This window comes from Rhizobium sp. BK176, assembly GCF_024808055.1.
In genome coordinates, this window is record NZ_JANUBV010000011.1 from 62554 (window position 1) to 79536 (window position 16983).

Consider the following 16983-nt stretch of genomic DNA (forward strand, 5'->3'; position numbering starts at 1 on the left):
ATCGTTTCCTGAGCAGGTCGGTGGGCGTCTATTCCCGTATTTCTCCGGTCGCCCGGCTGATGCGATGTTCCAGAAATGTCAGACGGTTTTCCCTGATGGCCTGCAGAGCCGACATGTCGCTGCCCGCTATTTTCAGGTGAGGCAAATGCTCTCTGTAGACGAGCTCGAATATTGCGGCGCGCGTGTCCGGATCGACGGGGTTCGCCTCGTAGACAGGTAGGTCTGCGTGGATTGAAGGGTGGCCCGTGGCCCGGTCGATACGCGTGAAGTAGACCGGCTTGCTCTGAATCCGCGTGGTCGTTACCGCCATGTCGGCGCAGATTTCCAGAGCCTGCAGGACGGTGAACCTCTCCTGCCTTGCGGGCAGGACGAAGCGATGCACGATATCCATCGACCGGCCGCTGTCGCTCAAGTTGGCGATGATGGCGAGATCGCCCAGGCGAACCATGATTGTCTGCGTCTCGTGAACGGTTATCAGATCGAAGTCCTCGCGATAGCGGTCGTCGTCAATCGCCAGGATGACGACGGAGCCGAGGACCTCCGGCGAAAGGTGCGCGCCGGTGTAGGGAGAGCGGGCGAGGCAATGGATGTGATGGAGCGTCGTCCAGTCGGTATCCTTGTCCTGCATGACGGCCTTTACCCGCTGATCCGGGTTGATTGGGATGGCGCCGTCCTTGATCAAGAACTTCAGGAAGACCCAGGAAAGCCAGGTAAACAGCAGGCGCTGGCCGTTCTCGTCGAGAAGCCGCTGGAGCTTCGCATAGCCCCCTTGTGTCAGTTGCCGCACCGGCTGCTCGAGCTTCTTTCCAAGCAACGAATTGCAATCCTTGCAGCAGGGCATCGTATGGCCGCCGTACTGCCTGGCCTTGTAATCATGCGGGAGAGTGATTTCCTTGTCATAAAGGTCGTACTTCCGCAGGATCCATTTGGGCAGGACGTGTTCCCGATTGGCCACTTTGCCGTTGAGAGGTTCACAGCAGATTAGGCACCGTGTCCTTTCGCTGACGAGATCGATAAAGGTGTCGGTATCGATGTAGACCTTGGGGTCATTCAAATACGGTGAGGGCGCCATGTCCTTGTCTCCCGTCGGGTCGATGCGCACAATATGCACCGAGTTTCCCGCCACGTCGCCCTAAACTGCGGCGCGCTCTGGAGTTACGGAATGTCGAGGGCACGCTGGCGGCGCTAGGATGGGTCGGGTCGCATACCATTGTCGTCGATCGTCCTGAGGGGAAAGCCGGCGGGCAGGGACTCGGCTTCAACGGTGCGCAGCTTTTGGCAAAGGAGATCTCCCTGGTGACCAATTCCCTGCGCCGCGGCGTGGCGGTTTCGATCGAACGTGCTGCCTAGCTACGATCAAGCGGGAACCGCCTGCCGCTGCCGCCGCGTGGGTGGCGTATAGAGCCAGGCGGCGCCGCTGCGATCGGCGATTGCCCGGATCGCAAGCGAGAGACCAATCGCAAAGACGACCACCAGCGGCGCGGTGATGTAGCCACTTGTAGCATTGCTTCCAACGATGGTGGCGACCATCGCGACTACAAGCGAGACGATCATGACATGTGTCACGTAGACGGGAAGCGTGTTGCGCCCGAAGTAGGCGAAGGCGTGGCGCACTGGCTGCAGGCGCGACATCAGCACAGCCGTTCCGCACAGCCATGCCAGGCCGGCGATGGAGGAGGCCAACGCCCAACTGCCTTTCTCAATGGCCTGCAGGCGCCAGCGCAGCCCGTAGAGCGCGGTGAAGATGAGTAAACCCGCGCAGGCGGTCAGCAGTGGCCGCTCCGTGATCGCGTCGACCACGGATCTTCCGTACCAGCAGCCGAAGAGAAAGAAGACGAAATACTGCAGCACGTTGCGATGGGTGAAGAGATCGATCGGCAGGTGCTCGCCGAAGGTCAGGATCGATAGCGACGCCGCGAGAACCATTGCGGTCGGGCGGTGGGCAGAGGAGAGAAGCTTCGTCGCGATCATGAAGATAGCGAGCGCCCAGATGAACCATATGCCGGTGTTCGGTGCCCACCACATTTCAAGCAATTGATAGGGATCGCTTCCTTCCGTCGGCACCAGGACATTGGTCTGGATGTAACGGAAGAACAGCCAGCGGGCGGTACTCCAGATCGCGAAGAGATAGACGAGCAGCCAGATCTTCCGACGCAGGAAATCGCCCCATGGCGCGCGCATGGCGGAGGCTGCCAGAAAGCCGGAGACCGTAAAAAACAACGGCATCCGGATGGGCGTCATGATGCTGCTCAGGCGGGCATAAAGGTCGGGCGCGATGTTGTGGAAGTCGTGATAGAGGAGGGTATGGTAGATCACCACGAGAATGATGGACATACCCTTGGCGATATCCAGCCAATCGATGCGGGTTTTCTGCTGCAATGGCCGCTCTCCGATTTGTGCAATGCAGCGAGATAGATAGATCAAATGCGTCAAAAACGAGGGGTGGGGAAAAAATTGCACTGCGAGCGTGCATTGTACGGTTTTAAGTGCCGCCGCCTTTCGCCCGCATCAGCGACGCAGCCACGGCGTGGCGGTACTCCAGAAGATCACGTCGGCACCGAGATAATCGTCGGCGAAGGCGGTGAACTCCTCTTTGGTGAACGGCTTCTTCGTCTTCGGATTCTTGTAGGTCAAAGTCGGTTCCTGCACAGCGAGGCCGACGAAGGCTAGCTTGGCCTTGTATTTGTTGAAGAACGGATAAGAGTTCTTCATCTGGCCTTTGCGGTAAGGAACGATATCCGGACCGCCGAGACCGACGTCATTCCTTGCCGCGAACTCGAAAAGCCGTCCCATATAGTTGTGGTCGTTTTCCCATTCGCAGGGCCAGAAATTGACGTACTGGACGACTTTGCTCTTGTTGAAGGCCTTACGGGCGAAGGCGAGATTTTCCATCTCGGCCTGGAAGTAGGCGTCGCAGCTGTAGCCATCCGGCTCGTGTTTCGGATCGAGATCGATCGCCGTCTCCGGCAGATTGACGCCGTAGATCTCGCCGTCGAACCTTGCGGCAAGGGCGGCCAGCAGCGCCTGATAGCGTTCGCGCACAGCGGGGTTCCATTGCTGTGCCACCCAGCCGGATCCAACGGGCTTGCTTTCGCCGGGATTGTCGAACTGCGCGGTTATGCCGCCGCCATACGCCTTGTCGACCATCAGGTAGTCAGGGACGTTTCTCGCTTTCGGTTCGAAGAAGCGATCCTGGATTTGGATGAAGAGCTTCTTGTTCAGACGCTTGATGATGGCAAGATCGGCCTCGATGGCAGAAAAATCATATTGCCCCTTCGCCGTCTCGAGCTGGCGCCAGTTGTAGACGATCTGCACGCCGCCGATGTCCGGCCGGCTGATGAATATGCTCGCCCCTTCAAGATCGCCAGAGCTGGTGTAGATGAAATTTTCCGGCGCAGATGCCGCACTTGTCGTGCTGTGCATGCAAAACAGAAGGGCGCAGGCGGCAAGCAGGCTGAGGGGGGTCTTCATTCTAGTCTCGACATTTCTCTGGGGGTCGCTGGATGGCCGTGAGAGGTTCAGCAATCCCGAGCAAAATGGGCGGCTTGATGGCGCAGGCGTGGCGATACTTGGCGGGAGGCTCATGTCCACAGCTGGATCGCTTATTGGCCCATGCCAGCATGAGCGGAACGTCTGGAATCCGCGCGCCGACACTGCCATAAATGAGGTTCATCGAGGGAGGTATCGCCATGCAGAAGAATGCGCCGGACTTCAGCCTTGCTGGTAAGGTGACTTTGGTGACGGGAGCAAGCCGCGGCATCGGTCGAGCTTGTGCCGCTGCATGTGCTGCAGCAGGCTCCGATATTGTTTTGGGGGTGCGGGATGTCGCAGCCTCGGCGGCCCTTGTTGCCGAACTGGAAAGTGTGGGACGAAAGGTTCTCCCCGTTAGACTGGAGATTCCCAACAAGGCCCATATCGCAGAAGCCGTCGACGCAGCACTTGCTACGTTCGGCCGGATCGACGTCCTCGTCAACAACGTCGGCGTGGCTCCGGGCAATCTCGCGGAACTCGTTGAAGAGAAAGACCTTGACGAGATACTTGACGTCAACATCAAGGGCACCTTTCTGATGACGCAGGCCGTTGGTCGTCACATGATCGAGCGCAATGGGGGGCGCATCATCAATATCAGCTCACAGGCGGGTACCGTGGCGCTGCGCGGCGAGGCTATCTATTGCATGAGCAAGGCGGCCATTAATCACCTGACGCGCTGCCTTGCAGCCGAATGGGCACGCTATAACGTCACCGTAAACACCGTGTCGCCGACGTTCATACACACGGATGGTACAGCACCGTTCTTGTCCGACACCGACAATCGCAAGGCGACGCTCGATCACATTCCGCTCGGCCGGATCGGTGAAACCGATGATGTGGTGGGCGCCGTCGTCTTCCTTGCATCACCGGCGGCAAGCCTGATCACCGGAGCGAACCTGCTGGTGGATGGTGGATGGTCCGTCGCCTGAGATCGAGGCGCTCCCGCTGACCATGCCCCAACAGCCGACGCAGGTCGCCATCCCAATAGCGAGTAGCCTTTGACAAGGACAGGAACCTGAACCTTGGGGCAATCCCCAGCAACTAAGGCACCTAGAGGCTGGCTGCTCGCCGGATCAAAGCAAGAACCGGACCGGTGACGGGTTGAGATAGCCATCAGCAAGAGGTATGTGCTGCCGACCGCAAGCGGCTTTCGCAAACAACAAGGTGCATCCTGGCATGACTCCAGATTTCCTCGTCACTCATTCCGGTGGCTTCCATGCCGATGAAGTGCTGTCGAGCGTCATCCTGACCCGGCTCTTCCCGCAGGCCCGTGTGATCCGGAGCAGAGCCCCGGAGTGGATCAAACCGGCCCCCGATCGGATCATCTATGACGTCGGCGGCGCGTATGATGCCTCGCAGGGCATCTTCGACCACCATCAGCGTGGCGCACCTTTGCGCGACGATGGGCAGCCCTATAGCTCGTTCGGCCTGATTTGGAAGCATTACGGTCGCGACTACCTTGTTGCCACGGACATTCCCGAAGCTCACGTCGAGGCATTGCATGCCTCGTTCGATCTCGCCTTCGTGCTGCCGATCGACCTGACGGACAACGGCGCCCTCAGCCCGTCGGGGCCGTTGGCCGGGCTGACGCTGCCGGCTTTGCTAGAAACTTTGAAGCCGGTGTTCGACGACACTGATCCGAATGCCGATGATCGGAGATTTCAGGACGCCGTCGCGATTGCCCGCAGTTTCGTCGAGGCAAGGATCGCCCAAAGCGCTGCCAAATTGCGGGCGGAGACACTTGTCCTTGAGGCCATCGAGCGCGCGGGGCGGGGGCGCGTTCTCGAGCTTCCGATGGGAATGCCTTTCCGCCCTGCGATCGTCAAGGCGGGCGCCGATCATCTTCTGCTTGTCGTTCACCCGCGAGAAAAGGACTGGTGCGTTACCGGGATTCGTCGTGGGGACGAGGGGTTCGAGCTTCGCGCGGATCTGCCGTCCGCCTGGGCCGGCCTGACCAATCACGACCTCGAAGCTGTCTGCGGCGTCGAGGGCGCAACCTTCTGTCACAACGGCCGCTTCGTGGCGGCTGCCCGGACTCGCGAGGCCGCATTGGCGATGGCCGAGTTGGCCGTGCAAGAGGCCGTTGCCGTCGGAGCCGCTAGCTGAGACAGGCCTGAAAAGGGCTCGCTCTGACAGATGTCTGCCACAACGGCCGCGCAGCGCGTGGCCGGTTGTTTCTCTTGTGCTGCGCTGGCCTCCTTCAGTCGCCGCACGTTTAGCCATCTCCTTCTCCAAGCTGTATTTTTTTGCTGCGTCCTGTCGGATGTCGCGCTACTCCTTCGTCATTCGGGAAGAGGAGTAAGAGATGCTTTATGCAATCCTTTGTTATGCCAATGAAGAAACCGTGTTCTCCTGGACTAAGGAGGAAGAGGACGCCGTGATGGCGAAGCTCTACGCCGTCCAGGCACCCCTTGCCGAACGCGGCAAGCTTGGTCCGGTTGGTCGGCTGATGCCGACGACGGCGGCGACCACCGTGCGCAAGGGCAAAGAGGAACCGCTCGTTCTCGACGGTCCCTTCGCGGAAACGAAGGAAGCGCTCCTCGGCTTTTACGTGGTTGATTTCGACACTCTCGAGGAGGCCGTTGCCTTCTCCAAGGAGCTTTCCTCGGTCAATCCGGGTTCGACCTCTTACGAAATTCGGCCGTTCTACGTGTTCCGGCCGGGAGATTCTTCGACATGACAGACATTGCCTGGATCGACGTGACGCTTGCTTCGGCCCGGCCGAAGGCGCTTGGCGCGCTGCTCAGATACTTCCGCGACCTCGATATCGCGGAGGAGGCCTTTCAGGAGGCCTGCCTGCGCGCCATCCGCACCTGGCCGGACAAGGGGCCGCCGCGCGATCCGACGGCATGGCTGATCTTCGTCGGCCGCAACAGCGGTATCGACGCGGTGCGCAAACGCTCGAAGACGCAGGCGCTTCCGGATGAGGAACTGATTTCGGACACCAGTGACGCTGAAAGCGATATCGCCGAACGGCTTGATGATTCCAACTATCGTGACGATATCCTGCGACTGCTGTTCATCTGCTGCCATCCGGATCTGCCGGCCACGCAACAGATCGCACTGGCGCTCCGCATCGTCTCCGGACTTACCGTGCAGCAGATCGCCCGTGCCTTCCTCGTTGGCGAAAGCGCCATGGAGCAACGGATCACGCGGGCCAAGGCGCGCGTTGCCAAGGCCGGTGTGCCCTTCGAGACGCCGGATGCGCAAGAGCGCGCCGAGCGACTCTCGATCGTCAGCACGATGATCTACCTCATCTTCAACGAGGGCTATAGTCAAGCCGATCCGAAGCACGAGGCCTGCGCCTTCAGCGACGAGGCGATCCGGCTTGCACGGCTTCTGCTGCGCATTTTCCCCAGCGAGCCGGAGCTGATGGGTCTGTTGGCGCTGATGCTGCTGCAGATCTCACGGCGCCAGGCCCGCTTCAACGGTGAGAACGACATCGTGTTGCTCGAGGATCAGGATCGTTCGCTATGGAACCGCGAGCTCATTAACGAAGCGCTGGCGTTGCTCGACAAGGCGATCCGTCATCGCCAGCCCGGGCCTTACCAGCTGCAAGCGGCCATTGCCGCGCTGCATTCGCGCGCCAAGCGCGCCGAAGATACGGATTGGGAGGAAATCGAGCTGCTTTACCGGGCGCTTGAGCGTGTTCAGCCGTCGCCCGTGATTACGCTCAACCGCGCCGTTGCTGTCTCCAAGCTCAAAGGGCCAGAGGAGGCGTTGGCCCTTGTCGAAACGCTTGGTGAAAAGCTCGATGGCTATTTCTACTATCACGGTTTGCGTGGCGGCCTGCTGAAGCAACTCGGGCGCGCCCGTGAGGCGCACGAGGCATTTGATCGCGCCATCGCGCTGGCTCACTCGGCAGCCGAGGCCGCCCACATCCGCCAGCAGATAGACAGCCTCGTTCATTCCGCCGCTCAGCCGATCGCGAAATAATCTTCAAAAAGATCCTGTCTAGTTGTCGGAACTGGAAAACCTCCCACGTCCTTGTAACAACCTGATCGAAAACAGGTTTCGTTCAACAGGAGAATGCTGAAATGACCGAGGAAGCTCAACACGAACTGGTTCTCGTGCGTGAATTCGATGCCCCGCGCGAGAAAATTTTCAAAGCCTGGACCGATCCTGTTCTGATGAAGGAATGGTTTGTGCCACGTCCCTGGAGCATTGCTGACGTGCAGATCGATGCACGGCCGGGCGGCTCGAACCTCATCGTCATGCGCAGCCCCGAGGGCCAGGAGTTCCCCAACCGCGGCGTCTATCTCGAAATCGTCGAAAACGAGAAAATCGTCTTTACCGACGCCTTTACCAGTTCCTGGGTGCCGTCCGAAAAGCCGTTCTTCGTCGGCATCATCCTGCTGGAGGACCTGGGCAACGGGCGGACGAAATACACCGCCAAGGCGAGACACTGGACGGCGGCCGACAAGGAGCAGCACGAGCAGATGGGCTTCCATGAGGGCTGGGGCAAATGCGCCGATCAGCTTGCTGAGCTGCTCCCGAGAATCTGAAATCGGAATCGAAACAGGGGGATCGAGGTATGTCTGCAATTGTTGATTCAACGGCCCGGCTTCCGCGCTGGCAGACCGTCACCGGCACAGTCATGAGCGGCCTGATCGTTGCCTTCCTGGTTTTCGACGGCGCGATCAAGCTGGTGCCGATCGCGCCGGTCACGGAGACGATGACTGCGCTTGGCTATTCGGGAGATCCGATGCTTGCCCGCGGCCTCGGGATCGTGACGCTTCTATGCGCGCTGCTTTACGCCATTCCACGAACGTCGGTGCTAGGCGCGATCCTGCTCACCGGTTTGCTCGGCGGCGCAATCGCCACACATCTGCGTGTTGGGAGCCCGATCTTCTCGCACCTGCTGTTCGGCGTCTATCTCGGGCTGATTGCCTGGGGTGGCCTCTATCTCAGGTGCGAGGCCGTTCGAAAAATGATTCCGTTCAAGCTCTGAAGTCATTGATTTCAGGATAGAAGTTCGCCGCGATGCCAAGTTGCGGCGATGCTGCTTATCGATATTCTCGAACGATCGGTTCCAGAATTTGTATTTGCGCTGAGGCCGCTCCATCCTTATCTCCATCTGTAGATTCAACGGGATGCGAGCCATGGAACTAGGCCTCTACACCTTTGCCGACGTGAACCCGACTCCGAGCCGAAGCAAGGGTGAGGAAGGCGCAGAACGACTGAAGCATCTGCTCGAGGAAATCGAGCTCGCCGATCAGGTCGGGCTCGATGTCTTCGGCTTGGGCGAGCATCACCGGCCGGACTATGCGGCTTCGGCGCCCGCAGTCGCTTTGGCTGCCGCTGCCGTGAAAACCAAGCGCATTCGGCTGACCAGCGCCGTGACCGTGTTGAGCTCGGACGATCCGGTTCGCGTATTCCAGCAGTTCGCAACGCTCGATCTTCTGTCCAACGGCCGTGCCGAAATCATGGCGGGACGGGGTTCATTCATCGAGTCGTTCCCGCTCTTTGGCTACAATCTGGAGGATTACGATCAGCTGTTCGAGGAAAAGCTCGACTTGCTGATGGCGCTCCGCGATCAGGAAACCGTCACTTGGTCAGGCGAACTGCGTGCGCCGATCAATGGGCGTGGTGTCTATCCTCGCCCGCTGCAGGACCCGCTGCCTTTGTGGGTCGCGGTCGGCGGCACGCCGCAATCGGTTGCTCGCGCCGGCGCCATGGGCTTGCCGGTAGCGTTGGCGATCATCGGAGGCGAGCCACGCCGTTTCGCGCCGTTGTTCGATCTCTACCGCGAGGCCGCTCGACGGGCAGGGCAGGAGGCATCGAAGCTCAAGACCAGCATCAATGTTCACGGCTTCATCGCGGACACAACGGATGCCGCCGCCGATCAGTTCTATGGTCCGCAGGCCGAGGTCATGAACCGGATCGGCCGCGAGCGCGGGTGGGGGCCAACGAACCGGGCGCACTTCGACATGTCGCGCGGGCCGAACGGCGCGCTCTTCGTGGGCGAGCCGGGACTGGTGGCCGAGAAGATCATCGCGCATCATCGGCTGTTCAAGAACGACCGCTTTCTGCTGCAGATGGCGATCGGCCTGATGCCTCACGATCAGATCATGCGCGGCATCGAACTGTACGGCACGAAAGTCGCGCCGATCGTCAGAAAGGCATTGACTGAAAGCGACGAAGAGGCGAAAGCCACGGCCTGAAATTGGAGCATGATGCCGTAAAGGATGAGTTGGAATCCGAGCGTCGTCGTGCTCTCATCCTGATCGAGTGCCGGTCGACCGGCCGCAGAAGGCCGGATAGTCATTCATGATCATCGAAAGCGAAGACGAACTCCTCAAGCTGAAGGAAATCGGCCGGATCTGCGCCAATGCCTTGCAGGTGATGAGCACTTCGCTCGAACCGGGCATTACGACGCTGGAGCTTGATCAGATCGGCCGCAAGATGCTTGAGGACGCCGGCGCGCGTTCGGCGCCCGAACTTTGCTACCAGTTTCCCGGTGCAACCTGCATCAGCGTCAACGAGGAAATCGCCCACGGCATTCCGGGTCCGCGCGTTATTCGACCGGGAGACTTGGTCAACATCGACGTATCTGCCGAGAAGGACGGGTTCTTTTCCGACACCGGCGCGTCGTTCAGCCTGCTACCACACAAGTCGAAGATCGAAAAGCTCTGCCGTGACGGCAAGAGGGCGCTGTGGGTTGGCCTCAATCAGGTGAAACCGGGCGAACCGCTCGCCAAGATCGGCCAGGCGGTCGGCGCCTTTGCGCTGAAAAATCGCTATACGCTCGTCGCCAATCTGGCGAGCCACGGGATCGGCCGTTCGCTGCACGAAGAGCCGGCTGAGCTCTCGACCTGGCCGGATCCGTCCGAGAAGCGGATGATTACGGAAGGCCTTGTCTTCACGGTCGAGCCGTTCCTCTCGCTTGGCGCGACATGGGCGGAGGGAGGCGACGACGCCTGGACACTCTACGCTGACCCGGAGGCTCCGACCGTGCAATACGAGCACACGGTCGTCGCCACGCGAAATGGTCCACTGATCCTGACGCTGCCGGAGGGCGGCGCCTGAGGCTTCATTCGCCCGAACGTCCGCCGGCAAGAATTTCGCCGGCAGCGCGCTCCAGAATGCCGGCAATGCGTTTGGCCTCGTCCTTCGACCAGGGATAGCGCAGCCGGAGCGCCGATTTGAGCAGCATACGGGCTGCTGCGACCTCGCTCTTGTCTTCCGGGAAGGCGTCATCGTCCCGATCGCCATTGCGGCTTTCCGGGTCGAAGATCTTGCGCACATGCGCCATCTTCGCGCCGATCTTCTCGAGCTTTCCAAGCGTCATGTCGATCATCGACTGGTTTTCTTCGACAAGCCTGCGGCCGCTTTCCGTGATGCGGTAGAGCTTCTTGGTGCCTTCGCTCTCCACGTCGGCAAGGCCGGTTTCTTCCAGGTAGGTCAACGCAGGATAGATCACGCCAGGGCTTGGAACATAAAAGCCGCCCGAACGCTCTTCCAGGAGCTTGATCAGCTCGTAGCCGTGGCGGGGCTGTTCCACCAGCAGCGCCAGGATCACCAGTTGCAGATCGCCTGACGCAAACTTCCTTCCCATGCGAAAACCGCCGCCACCCATCATTCCGCCTCTAAAACCTCTCATAGGTCACTCCTTTGATGTATCGTTCACTATGTCGTAAAACATATATCTTACGATAATTGCTTTCAAGAACTCGGAGATGATTTCGTACGATTGATCGTTCGATCAGAAATTCTTGATTGTCGGCGCCATGCTGCAGCGCGATAAGCATGCCATGTTGGCACGCAATGAAAACCTTCCCGAAAGCCTCTTTCGAACCGGACTGGCAGGGGCGATCGCCATGGCTGCCGCCATGGGTTTCGGCCGTTTTTCCTACACCCCGATCCTGCCGAGCATGATCAGCGGCGTGCCGCTGTCCGCTGCCGATGCCGGCTTCATCGCTTCGGCGAATTTCGTCGGCTATCTCGTCGGCGCGGTTCTCGCCGCCTATGGCTGGGCGACAGGACGCGAGCGCAAGGTCGCGCTTCTTGCGCTTGCGGCAACAGCGTTGCTGCTTGCAGCCATGGCGATGACGACATCGGTCATGGGTTTTGCAGTCATTCGCTTCCTCGCCGGTGTTGCGAGTGCCTTTGCTCTTGTCTTCAGCTCGCAGATCGTGCTCAGCCACGGAGCAATGGCCGGAAACGACCATGTCCAGGCGGCGCATTTCGGCGGTCCGGGCGCCGGCATCGCGCTCTCGTCGGTGATGGTGTTGCTGGTCGGACTGCTGTTTAGCGGAAGCGCAGACGCCTGGCGGGCATCCTGGATCGGCGGCGCGATCTATTCGGCGGTCAGCCTGGTGGCAGTCTGGTGGCTATTGCCGACAGGCCCGGCGGCAGCCGCGCAGACCGGCAAGGAGCCGAAGATCGCCTGGAGCCTGCCGATGATACTCGTGACGGCGTCTTATGGGCTCTTTGGGTTCGGATATGTGATCACCGGCACGTTTCTGGTTACGATCGCCCGCATGGATGCTGCCGGACCGATCATTGAATTTCTTTGCTGGTTCATCGCCGGACTGACTGCTTCGGTCGCGCTTTTCGCCTGGAAGCCCTTCGTCCGCCCGCTCGGGTTGGGGTGGGTCTACGTGGCTGCGCTCCTCATCGAGGCAGTTGGTGTGCTCGCGACCGTTCTCTTGCCGCATTCGGTGGCGCCGCTGATCGGTGGTGCGCTGTTTGGTGCAACTTTCCTCGCGATCACTGCTTATGGCCTGCAGATCGGCCGCAAGTTATCCCCGGCGAGCCCGCGCAGGATCCTTGCGACGATGACAGCCGCATTTGGCGTCGGGCAGATTGTCGGCCCCATTGTGGCAGGCTGGATGGCGGAGCGGACCGGAAGTTTCACGACGCCGACATATGCCGCCGCGGGGGCTTTGCTGGTGTGCGCAATGCTGGTGATACCGGTCGTCAAGAAGCTGTCATAGCGCGTTACAAGTGCGTAACAATGGGGAGAGGCCATTGCCGCTCTTCGCGAACTGCCGTAGTTTTCGCCGCAATTGGTCTGTTTAGAGACTCCGAAGACTCCAGTTCAGGAAAGCAAGCTCTCCCGTGTTCGTATCGTATTTCCCCAAGCCCAGGCTCTTCTTTATCTCAGCTGTTGCTTGGGCGCTTCTTGCCGTTCTCTTTTGGTATTTCGTGGGATCCGGCCTCGGCGCCATCGTTGGCTTGCCGCCGCTGGCGGCGGGCGAGGAATCTCCGATCGGTGTCTCGGTCTTCTGGTCGGCGCCGTTCCTTTGGTTCTACATCTACTACACGGTGGCCGTCGCGCTCTTTGCCGCTTTCTGGTTTACCTACAGCCCGCATCGCTGGCAGATGTGGTCGGTGCTGGGTTCGGCGCTGATCATCTTCAACACGTATTTTTCGGTTCAGGTCAGCGTCGCGATCAACGCATGGTACGGGCCGTTCTATGACCTGATCCAGCAGGCGCTCGCGAAGACGGCACCTGTCACCGCGTCGCAGCTCTATCTCGGCATGCTTGGCTTTGCCGGCATTGCCTTCGTGGCGATCACCGTTGGCGTGCTCAATCTGTTCTTTGTCAGCCACTGGATCTTCCGCTGGCGCACGGCGATGAACGAATACTACATGGCGCATTGGCCGAAGCTCCGGCACATCGAAGGCGCTTCGCAGCGCGTTCAGGAAGACACGATGCGCTTCTCCTCAACGGTGGAAAGCCTTGGCGTCAGCCTGGTCAGCTCGGTCATGACGCTGATTGCCTTCCTGCCGGTGCTGTTCAAGATTGGCACCAACATCACGGAACTGCCGCTGATCGGCGAAGTGCCGCACGCGCTGGTCTGGGCCGCACTGTTCTGGTCGATCTTCGGGACGGTTTTCCTTGGTCTGGTCGGTATCAAGCTGCCTGGCCTGGAGTTCCGAAATCAGCGCGTGGAAGCGTCCTACCGCAAGGAGCTTGTCTACGGCGAAGACCATGCTGACCGCGCGACGCCGCCGACCGTGGCTGAGCTTTTCGCCAACGTGCGCCGCAACTATTTCCGGCTCTATTTCCACTACATGTATTTCAACGTCGCCCGCATTTTCTACCTGCAGGCCGACAATCTGTTCAGCCTGATCGTGCTGGTGCCATCGATCGTCGCCGGCAAGCTGACGCTCGGCCTGATGACGCAGATCAACAATGTCTTTGATCAGGTTCGCGGATCCTTCCAGTATCTGGTCAATTCGTGGACGACGATCGTCGAACTGTTGTCGATCTACAAGCGCTTGCGCACGTTCGAGTCGGCGATCGAAGGCGAGCCGTTGCCTGATATCGACCAGCGCTATCTGGAGCGCGAAGCGGGCATCATCCACGCCGACGGCTAGTGCCGCCGGCTGGAGAAGCCGACCCTTGGTCATCGCCATGTTCTGGCGATGACTTTCACGGCGACTTTGAGCGGCGGATAGTCACTTGCCCGACGGGTCGAAATGAGACCTTCTGCGTGCGATGGGTTTGGCCTACGCGAACCGCATCGCTGTTCTGGCCCGGGCTTTTGCGGCGACTTCCTCGCGATCACGAGGAGGTTGGGACGTTTCCAGTGAATTGAGCAGTTCTTGGGCGCATTTCGTGATCGAATTGACTGCGCGCTCGAACGCGGCCTCGTTGCGTTTCGATGGCTTGGTCGTTCCGCTCAATTTCCGCACAAACTGAAGCGCCGCATCATGGATCTCTTCATCTGTAGCAGGCGGATCGAAATTGAACAGGGGTTTGATGTTTCGGCACATGATCTGCTCCTGGTCTGCTTCTCGCTGCCACTGAGAAGAGTGGCGTCGCTAAAAAGTAGTCGCGCCGGCGCTAATTGCAAACGCACCAGAGACGAGCAACCGTGCACCGCAGGGCAGCAGGAGCAGGTCGCACTTCGATACTGGTGGATACGACCCAGCGAAAACACAGCGCGTTCAATTGGCGCGATGTTGCCCACCCTGGGCAAAGGCTAGCGAACGGCAACGCTCGCCTAAAGACCCGAGGTTTGCGTCTGCTCCTGCAGCTTGCCGCGCGCCTCGATGATCGGGATCGCCTCGGAATAGCTGACACAGGAGACGTCCGGACGGTGGCAGACATCGCTGACAAGTCGGTCGAGCGCGCGCCAGTAGGCGCCGCCGTTCATCTCGACGAAATGGAAACCGAGCTGCAGCGGAATGCGGTTGCCGGTGTATTGTTTGTCGAAGGCTTCCTTGAAGGCGGCGTAGGAGCGGTCTTCGAATGCCTTCGAGTCGGCCTTGTCCTCGGTGCCGTTGGAGTGGCGGACGAAGAGGTTGTAGTCCATGCCGATGATCGGCTTCTCGCGGGGGCCCTCAGGAATGAGAGGTAGGCCGAAGCGGACGATGCCGGCTTCCTCGACCGGCATGGCGGGACCCTTGGTCACGAGGCTTGCGTCGTAGGTGAAGCCGGCCTTCTTCTCCGCAGCGATCATGTCGGCGCCCGGCGTTGCCGAGAGGTAAGGGGCGCGGAAGCCGTGGATGCCATGATTGACCAGATCCTGCCAGCCTTTCGGCTCTTCGAGGTCAACGCTTTTCCAGGCGTTCCGCAGCGTGGCGTGGAAAGTTGCGAACTCCCTACGCCAGTCGACTTCACTCCACTGCCGCCCGTCGAAATGGCCACAGGCATGGCTCGAAATATCGTGGCCCTCGAGATGGGCATGCCAGATATTGCCCAGCCGTTCGCGGATCTCGTCATCGCTCTGGGCAAAGCCGACGTTGGATTTGCCCATTTTCTGATGCGGCGCCTGATAGGCTTTCTTAGCGGCCTGGTTCATCAGGAAGGTGCAGGAGAGGAAATAGGTGAAATGCGCACCGTTCTTTGCCGCCATTTCACGGCTCTTCTGCCAGAGCGCGTTATCGTGCGCACCGTCAAACGAGATGATCACCAGCTGCTTTGGCTGATCGCCGGCACTCGCCACGCTTGGGACAAACAAGGAAAGAGCGAGGGAGGCTTTGAAAAACGAACGAAACATGGGCACCGCGACAATTTGTTTGCGGCTTTCCTGTTACAGAAATGCGGCGAAGCTGCGGTGGCGCTGGCGTTTTTCTGTCAGCCCAGCTAAGTCTCGGAAAACGCACAGGAGATCGTCATGGCATTGCTCATCGTCGGCATCATTATTTTCCTCGGGCTTCATCTTATCCGTGTGATCGCCCCCGGCCTTCGTCAGTCCATGATCGACAGGCTCGGCGAGAACGGTTGGAAGGGCGTCTATTCAGTCCTCAGTATCCTATCGCTCATCCTGTTGATCTACGGCTTCGGTCAGGCCCGTCAGGTGACCGGCGTGCTCTACACCCCACCGGTCTGGATGGCGCATATCGCCGTTACGCTGATGCTGATCGCCCTTATCTGTCTAGTCGCCTCGCTGCTGCCGGCGGGGCGTATCGCGGTGAAGACGAAGCATCCGATGGTCCTGTCGGTGAAGATCTGGGCCTTCGCGCATCTCCTGGCCAACGGCGAGACCTCATCAGTGTTGCTGTTTGCGGCCTTTCTTGCATGGGGCGTCATCCTGCGCATTGCGCTGAAAAGGCGCGAACGTGCTGGCGAACTCACCCTTCGTCCCTTCGTCTCGGGTAAGTATGATCTATATGCCGTCGTCATCGGTGTGGTTGTCTGGGCGCTCATCACGTTCAAGCTGCACGAGCTGTTGATCGGTGTGGCCCCGATCGCTATGTGACGAATCTTTTCAATCCCCCTTACAACTGCTGAAAAATGGGGTAGAAGGCCCCACAATGTGCGTGCAACCCGCATGCCGAAGCATATCCGCGGCCGGAGACGAGAATGGCATTCAACGACGACAGCTTCATTCGTGAAGTCAATGAGGAACTGCGTTCCGACCAGGTGAAGGGCGCATGGCGCCGGTTTGGTCGTTACCTGATTGCGCTCGCCGTCCTGATCGTGCTCGGTACCATCGGCTACAAGGTCTACGAATACTGGGACGATAACCAGTCCTCCGGCACGGGTGACAAGTTCATCGCCGCGATGAAGCTTGCCGACGAGAACAAGAACGACGAGGCGCTGGCCGCGCTCGAGACGTTGGAAAAGGAAGGACATGGTGCCTATCCGATCCTTGCCCGCCTGCGTGCCGCAAGCGTTCTGGCCCAGAAGGGCGACACGGCTGGCGCCGTTGCTGCCTTCGATTTGATCGGCAAGGACAACGCTGCTCCGGCAGCCGTACGCGATGCCGCCAAGATGCGCGCCGGATGGCTGCTGATTGAAAGCGGCACCTACGACCAGGTTTCCGCCCATGTCGAGGAAATGGCTGTTCCCGGTAATGCCTTCCGTCACTCCTCCCGCGAAGCGCTCGGCCTTGCCGCCTACAAGGCTGGCAACATGGCGCAGGCTCGCCAATGGTACCAGGCAATTGCCGACGATGCGCAGAGCCCGCGCAATGTTGCCAATCGTGCCCAGATGATGCTTGATAACATCACCGCATCCGGCAAGGCGCCCGCCGCACAGGGCTGAATGTA

General features: G+C 59.8%; 19 protein-coding genes and 1 pseudogene. 14 read left to right on the top strand and 6 right to left on the bottom strand.

Going from position 1 to position 16983, the window contains the following annotated elements; genetic code table 11:
* Positions 1-28: 28 nt before the first annotated feature.
* Positions 29-1111, bottom strand: a complete 1083-nt coding sequence (locus tag FHT76_RS26725) for a hypothetical protein (protein WP_259129443.1) — start codon at positions 1109-1111, stop codon at positions 29-31.
* A gap of 38 nt (positions 1112-1149) precedes the next feature.
* Here FHT76_RS26725 and FHT76_RS41460 point away from each other — a divergent pair.
* Positions 1150-1290, top strand: a pseudogene (locus FHT76_RS41460) (OsmC family peroxiredoxin); the annotation flags it as partial.
* 66 nt (positions 1291-1356) lie between these two features.
* Here the strand turns inward: FHT76_RS41460 and FHT76_RS26730 are convergent.
* Together FHT76_RS26730 and FHT76_RS26735 are read right to left on the bottom strand one after the other, a co-directional pair.
* The gene (locus tag FHT76_RS26730; protein WP_183861288.1) at positions 1357-2379 is read right to left on the bottom strand and encodes an acyltransferase family protein; all 1023 of its coding nucleotides are present in this window, start codon (positions 2377-2379) and stop codon (positions 1357-1359) included.
* 129 nt (positions 2380-2508) lie between these two features.
* Positions 2509-3471: a hypothetical protein gene (locus tag FHT76_RS26735; RefSeq protein WP_259129445.1), complete on the bottom strand. Its 963-nt coding sequence runs from the start codon at positions 3469-3471 to the stop codon at positions 2509-2511.
* Between the two features lie 218 nt (positions 3472-3689).
* Here FHT76_RS26735 and FHT76_RS26740 point away from each other — a divergent pair, with 218 nt between their 5' ends.
* The 8 genes from FHT76_RS26740 to map all read left to right on the top strand — a co-directional run bounded on the left by FHT76_RS26740 (position 3690) and on the right by map (position 10560).
* Positions 3690-4460, top strand: coding sequence for an SDR family NAD(P)-dependent oxidoreductase (locus tag FHT76_RS26740; RefSeq protein WP_183861284.1), 771 nt, complete (start codon positions 3690-3692; stop codon positions 4458-4460).
* 247 nt (positions 4461-4707) lie between these two features.
* Complete coding sequence (locus FHT76_RS26745; RefSeq protein ID WP_183861282.1) at positions 4708-5637, top strand: MYG1 family protein; 930 nt, start codon at positions 4708-4710, stop codon at positions 5635-5637.
* A gap of 199 nt (positions 5638-5836) precedes the next feature.
* Positions 5837-6211 carry a YciI family protein gene (locus FHT76_RS26750; RefSeq protein ID WP_016554785.1) on the top strand — a complete coding sequence of 125 codons (375 nt, stop codon included), beginning with the start codon at positions 5837-5839 and terminating at the stop codon, positions 6209-6211.
* A complete protein-coding gene (locus tag FHT76_RS26755; protein ID WP_183754064.1) occupies positions 6208-7467 on the top strand; it encodes an RNA polymerase sigma factor in 1260 nt (419 codons plus the stop codon). The genes FHT76_RS26750 and FHT76_RS26755 overlap by 4 nt, the downstream gene beginning before the upstream one ends.
* Before the next feature lie 101 nt (positions 7468-7568).
* On the top strand, positions 7569-8036 hold the full coding sequence (locus tag FHT76_RS26760) for an SRPBCC family protein (RefSeq protein WP_037132577.1): 468 nt from the start codon (positions 7569-7571) through the stop codon (positions 8034-8036).
* A gap of 29 nt (positions 8037-8065) precedes the next feature.
* Positions 8066-8482, top strand: coding sequence for a DoxX family protein (locus FHT76_RS26765; protein WP_183861280.1), 417 nt, complete (start codon positions 8066-8068; stop codon positions 8480-8482).
* A 151-nt stretch (positions 8483-8633) separates the two neighbouring features.
* Complete coding sequence (locus tag FHT76_RS26770) at positions 8634-9695, top strand: LLM class flavin-dependent oxidoreductase (protein ID WP_183861278.1); 1062 nt, start codon at positions 8634-8636, stop codon at positions 9693-9695.
* 106 nt (positions 9696-9801) lie between these two features.
* Entirely contained in the window at positions 9802-10560 is a 759-nt protein-coding gene (map, locus tag FHT76_RS26775; RefSeq protein WP_183861276.1) for a type I methionyl aminopeptidase, read from the top strand.
* A 4-nt stretch (positions 10561-10564) separates the two neighbouring features.
* Here map and FHT76_RS26780 read toward each other — a convergent pair whose 3' ends face one another.
* Complete coding sequence (locus tag FHT76_RS26780; protein ID WP_183861274.1) at positions 10565-11134, bottom strand: PadR family transcriptional regulator; 570 nt, start codon at positions 11132-11134, stop codon at positions 10565-10567.
* A 127-nt stretch (positions 11135-11261) separates the two neighbouring features.
* Between FHT76_RS26780 and FHT76_RS26785 the strand changes: the two genes are divergently transcribed.
* Both FHT76_RS26785 and sbmA read left to right on the top strand, forming a co-directional pair.
* Positions 11262-12470 (top strand): MFS transporter, encoded by a 1209-nt coding sequence (locus tag FHT76_RS26785; protein WP_259129447.1) that lies wholly within the window; start codon positions 11262-11264, stop codon positions 12468-12470.
* Between the two features lie 124 nt (positions 12471-12594).
* Positions 12595-13860, top strand: a complete 1266-nt coding sequence (gene sbmA, locus FHT76_RS26790) for a peptide antibiotic transporter SbmA (RefSeq protein WP_183754076.1) — start codon at positions 12595-12597, stop codon at positions 13858-13860.
* 132 nt (positions 13861-13992) lie between these two features.
* Here sbmA and FHT76_RS26795 read toward each other — a convergent pair whose 3' ends face one another.
* Together FHT76_RS26795 and FHT76_RS26800 are read right to left on the bottom strand one after the other, a co-directional pair.
* Positions 13993-14259, bottom strand: a complete 267-nt coding sequence (locus tag FHT76_RS26795) for a DUF2277 domain-containing protein (RefSeq protein WP_114713413.1) — start codon at positions 14257-14259, stop codon at positions 13993-13995.
* A 230-nt stretch (positions 14260-14489) separates the two neighbouring features.
* The gene (locus tag FHT76_RS26800) at positions 14490-15434 is read right to left on the bottom strand and encodes a polysaccharide deacetylase (protein ID WP_259129502.1); all 945 of its coding nucleotides are present in this window, start codon (positions 15432-15434) and stop codon (positions 14490-14492) included.
* On the opposite strand from FHT76_RS26800, the gene FHT76_RS26805 reads away from it, so the two are divergent.
* The 3 genes from FHT76_RS26805 (at position 15321) to FHT76_RS26815 (ending at position 16978) form a co-directional block, all read left to right on the top strand.
* The gene (locus tag FHT76_RS26805) at positions 15321-15578 is read left to right on the top strand and encodes a hypothetical protein (protein WP_259129503.1); all 258 of its coding nucleotides are present in this window, start codon (positions 15321-15323) and stop codon (positions 15576-15578) included. The two genes, FHT76_RS26800 and FHT76_RS26805, sit on opposite strands and share 114 nt — an antisense overlap.
* A 27-nt stretch (positions 15579-15605) precedes the next feature.
* Positions 15606-16190: an NnrU family protein gene (locus tag FHT76_RS26810; protein ID WP_183861268.1), complete on the top strand. Its 585-nt coding sequence runs from the start codon at positions 15606-15608 to the stop codon at positions 16188-16190.
* Between the two features lie 104 nt (positions 16191-16294).
* Positions 16295-16978 carry a tetratricopeptide repeat protein gene (locus FHT76_RS26815; protein WP_183861266.1) on the top strand — a complete coding sequence of 228 codons (684 nt, stop codon included), beginning with the start codon at positions 16295-16297 and terminating at the stop codon, positions 16976-16978.
* Positions 16979-16983 lie beyond the last annotated feature (5 nt).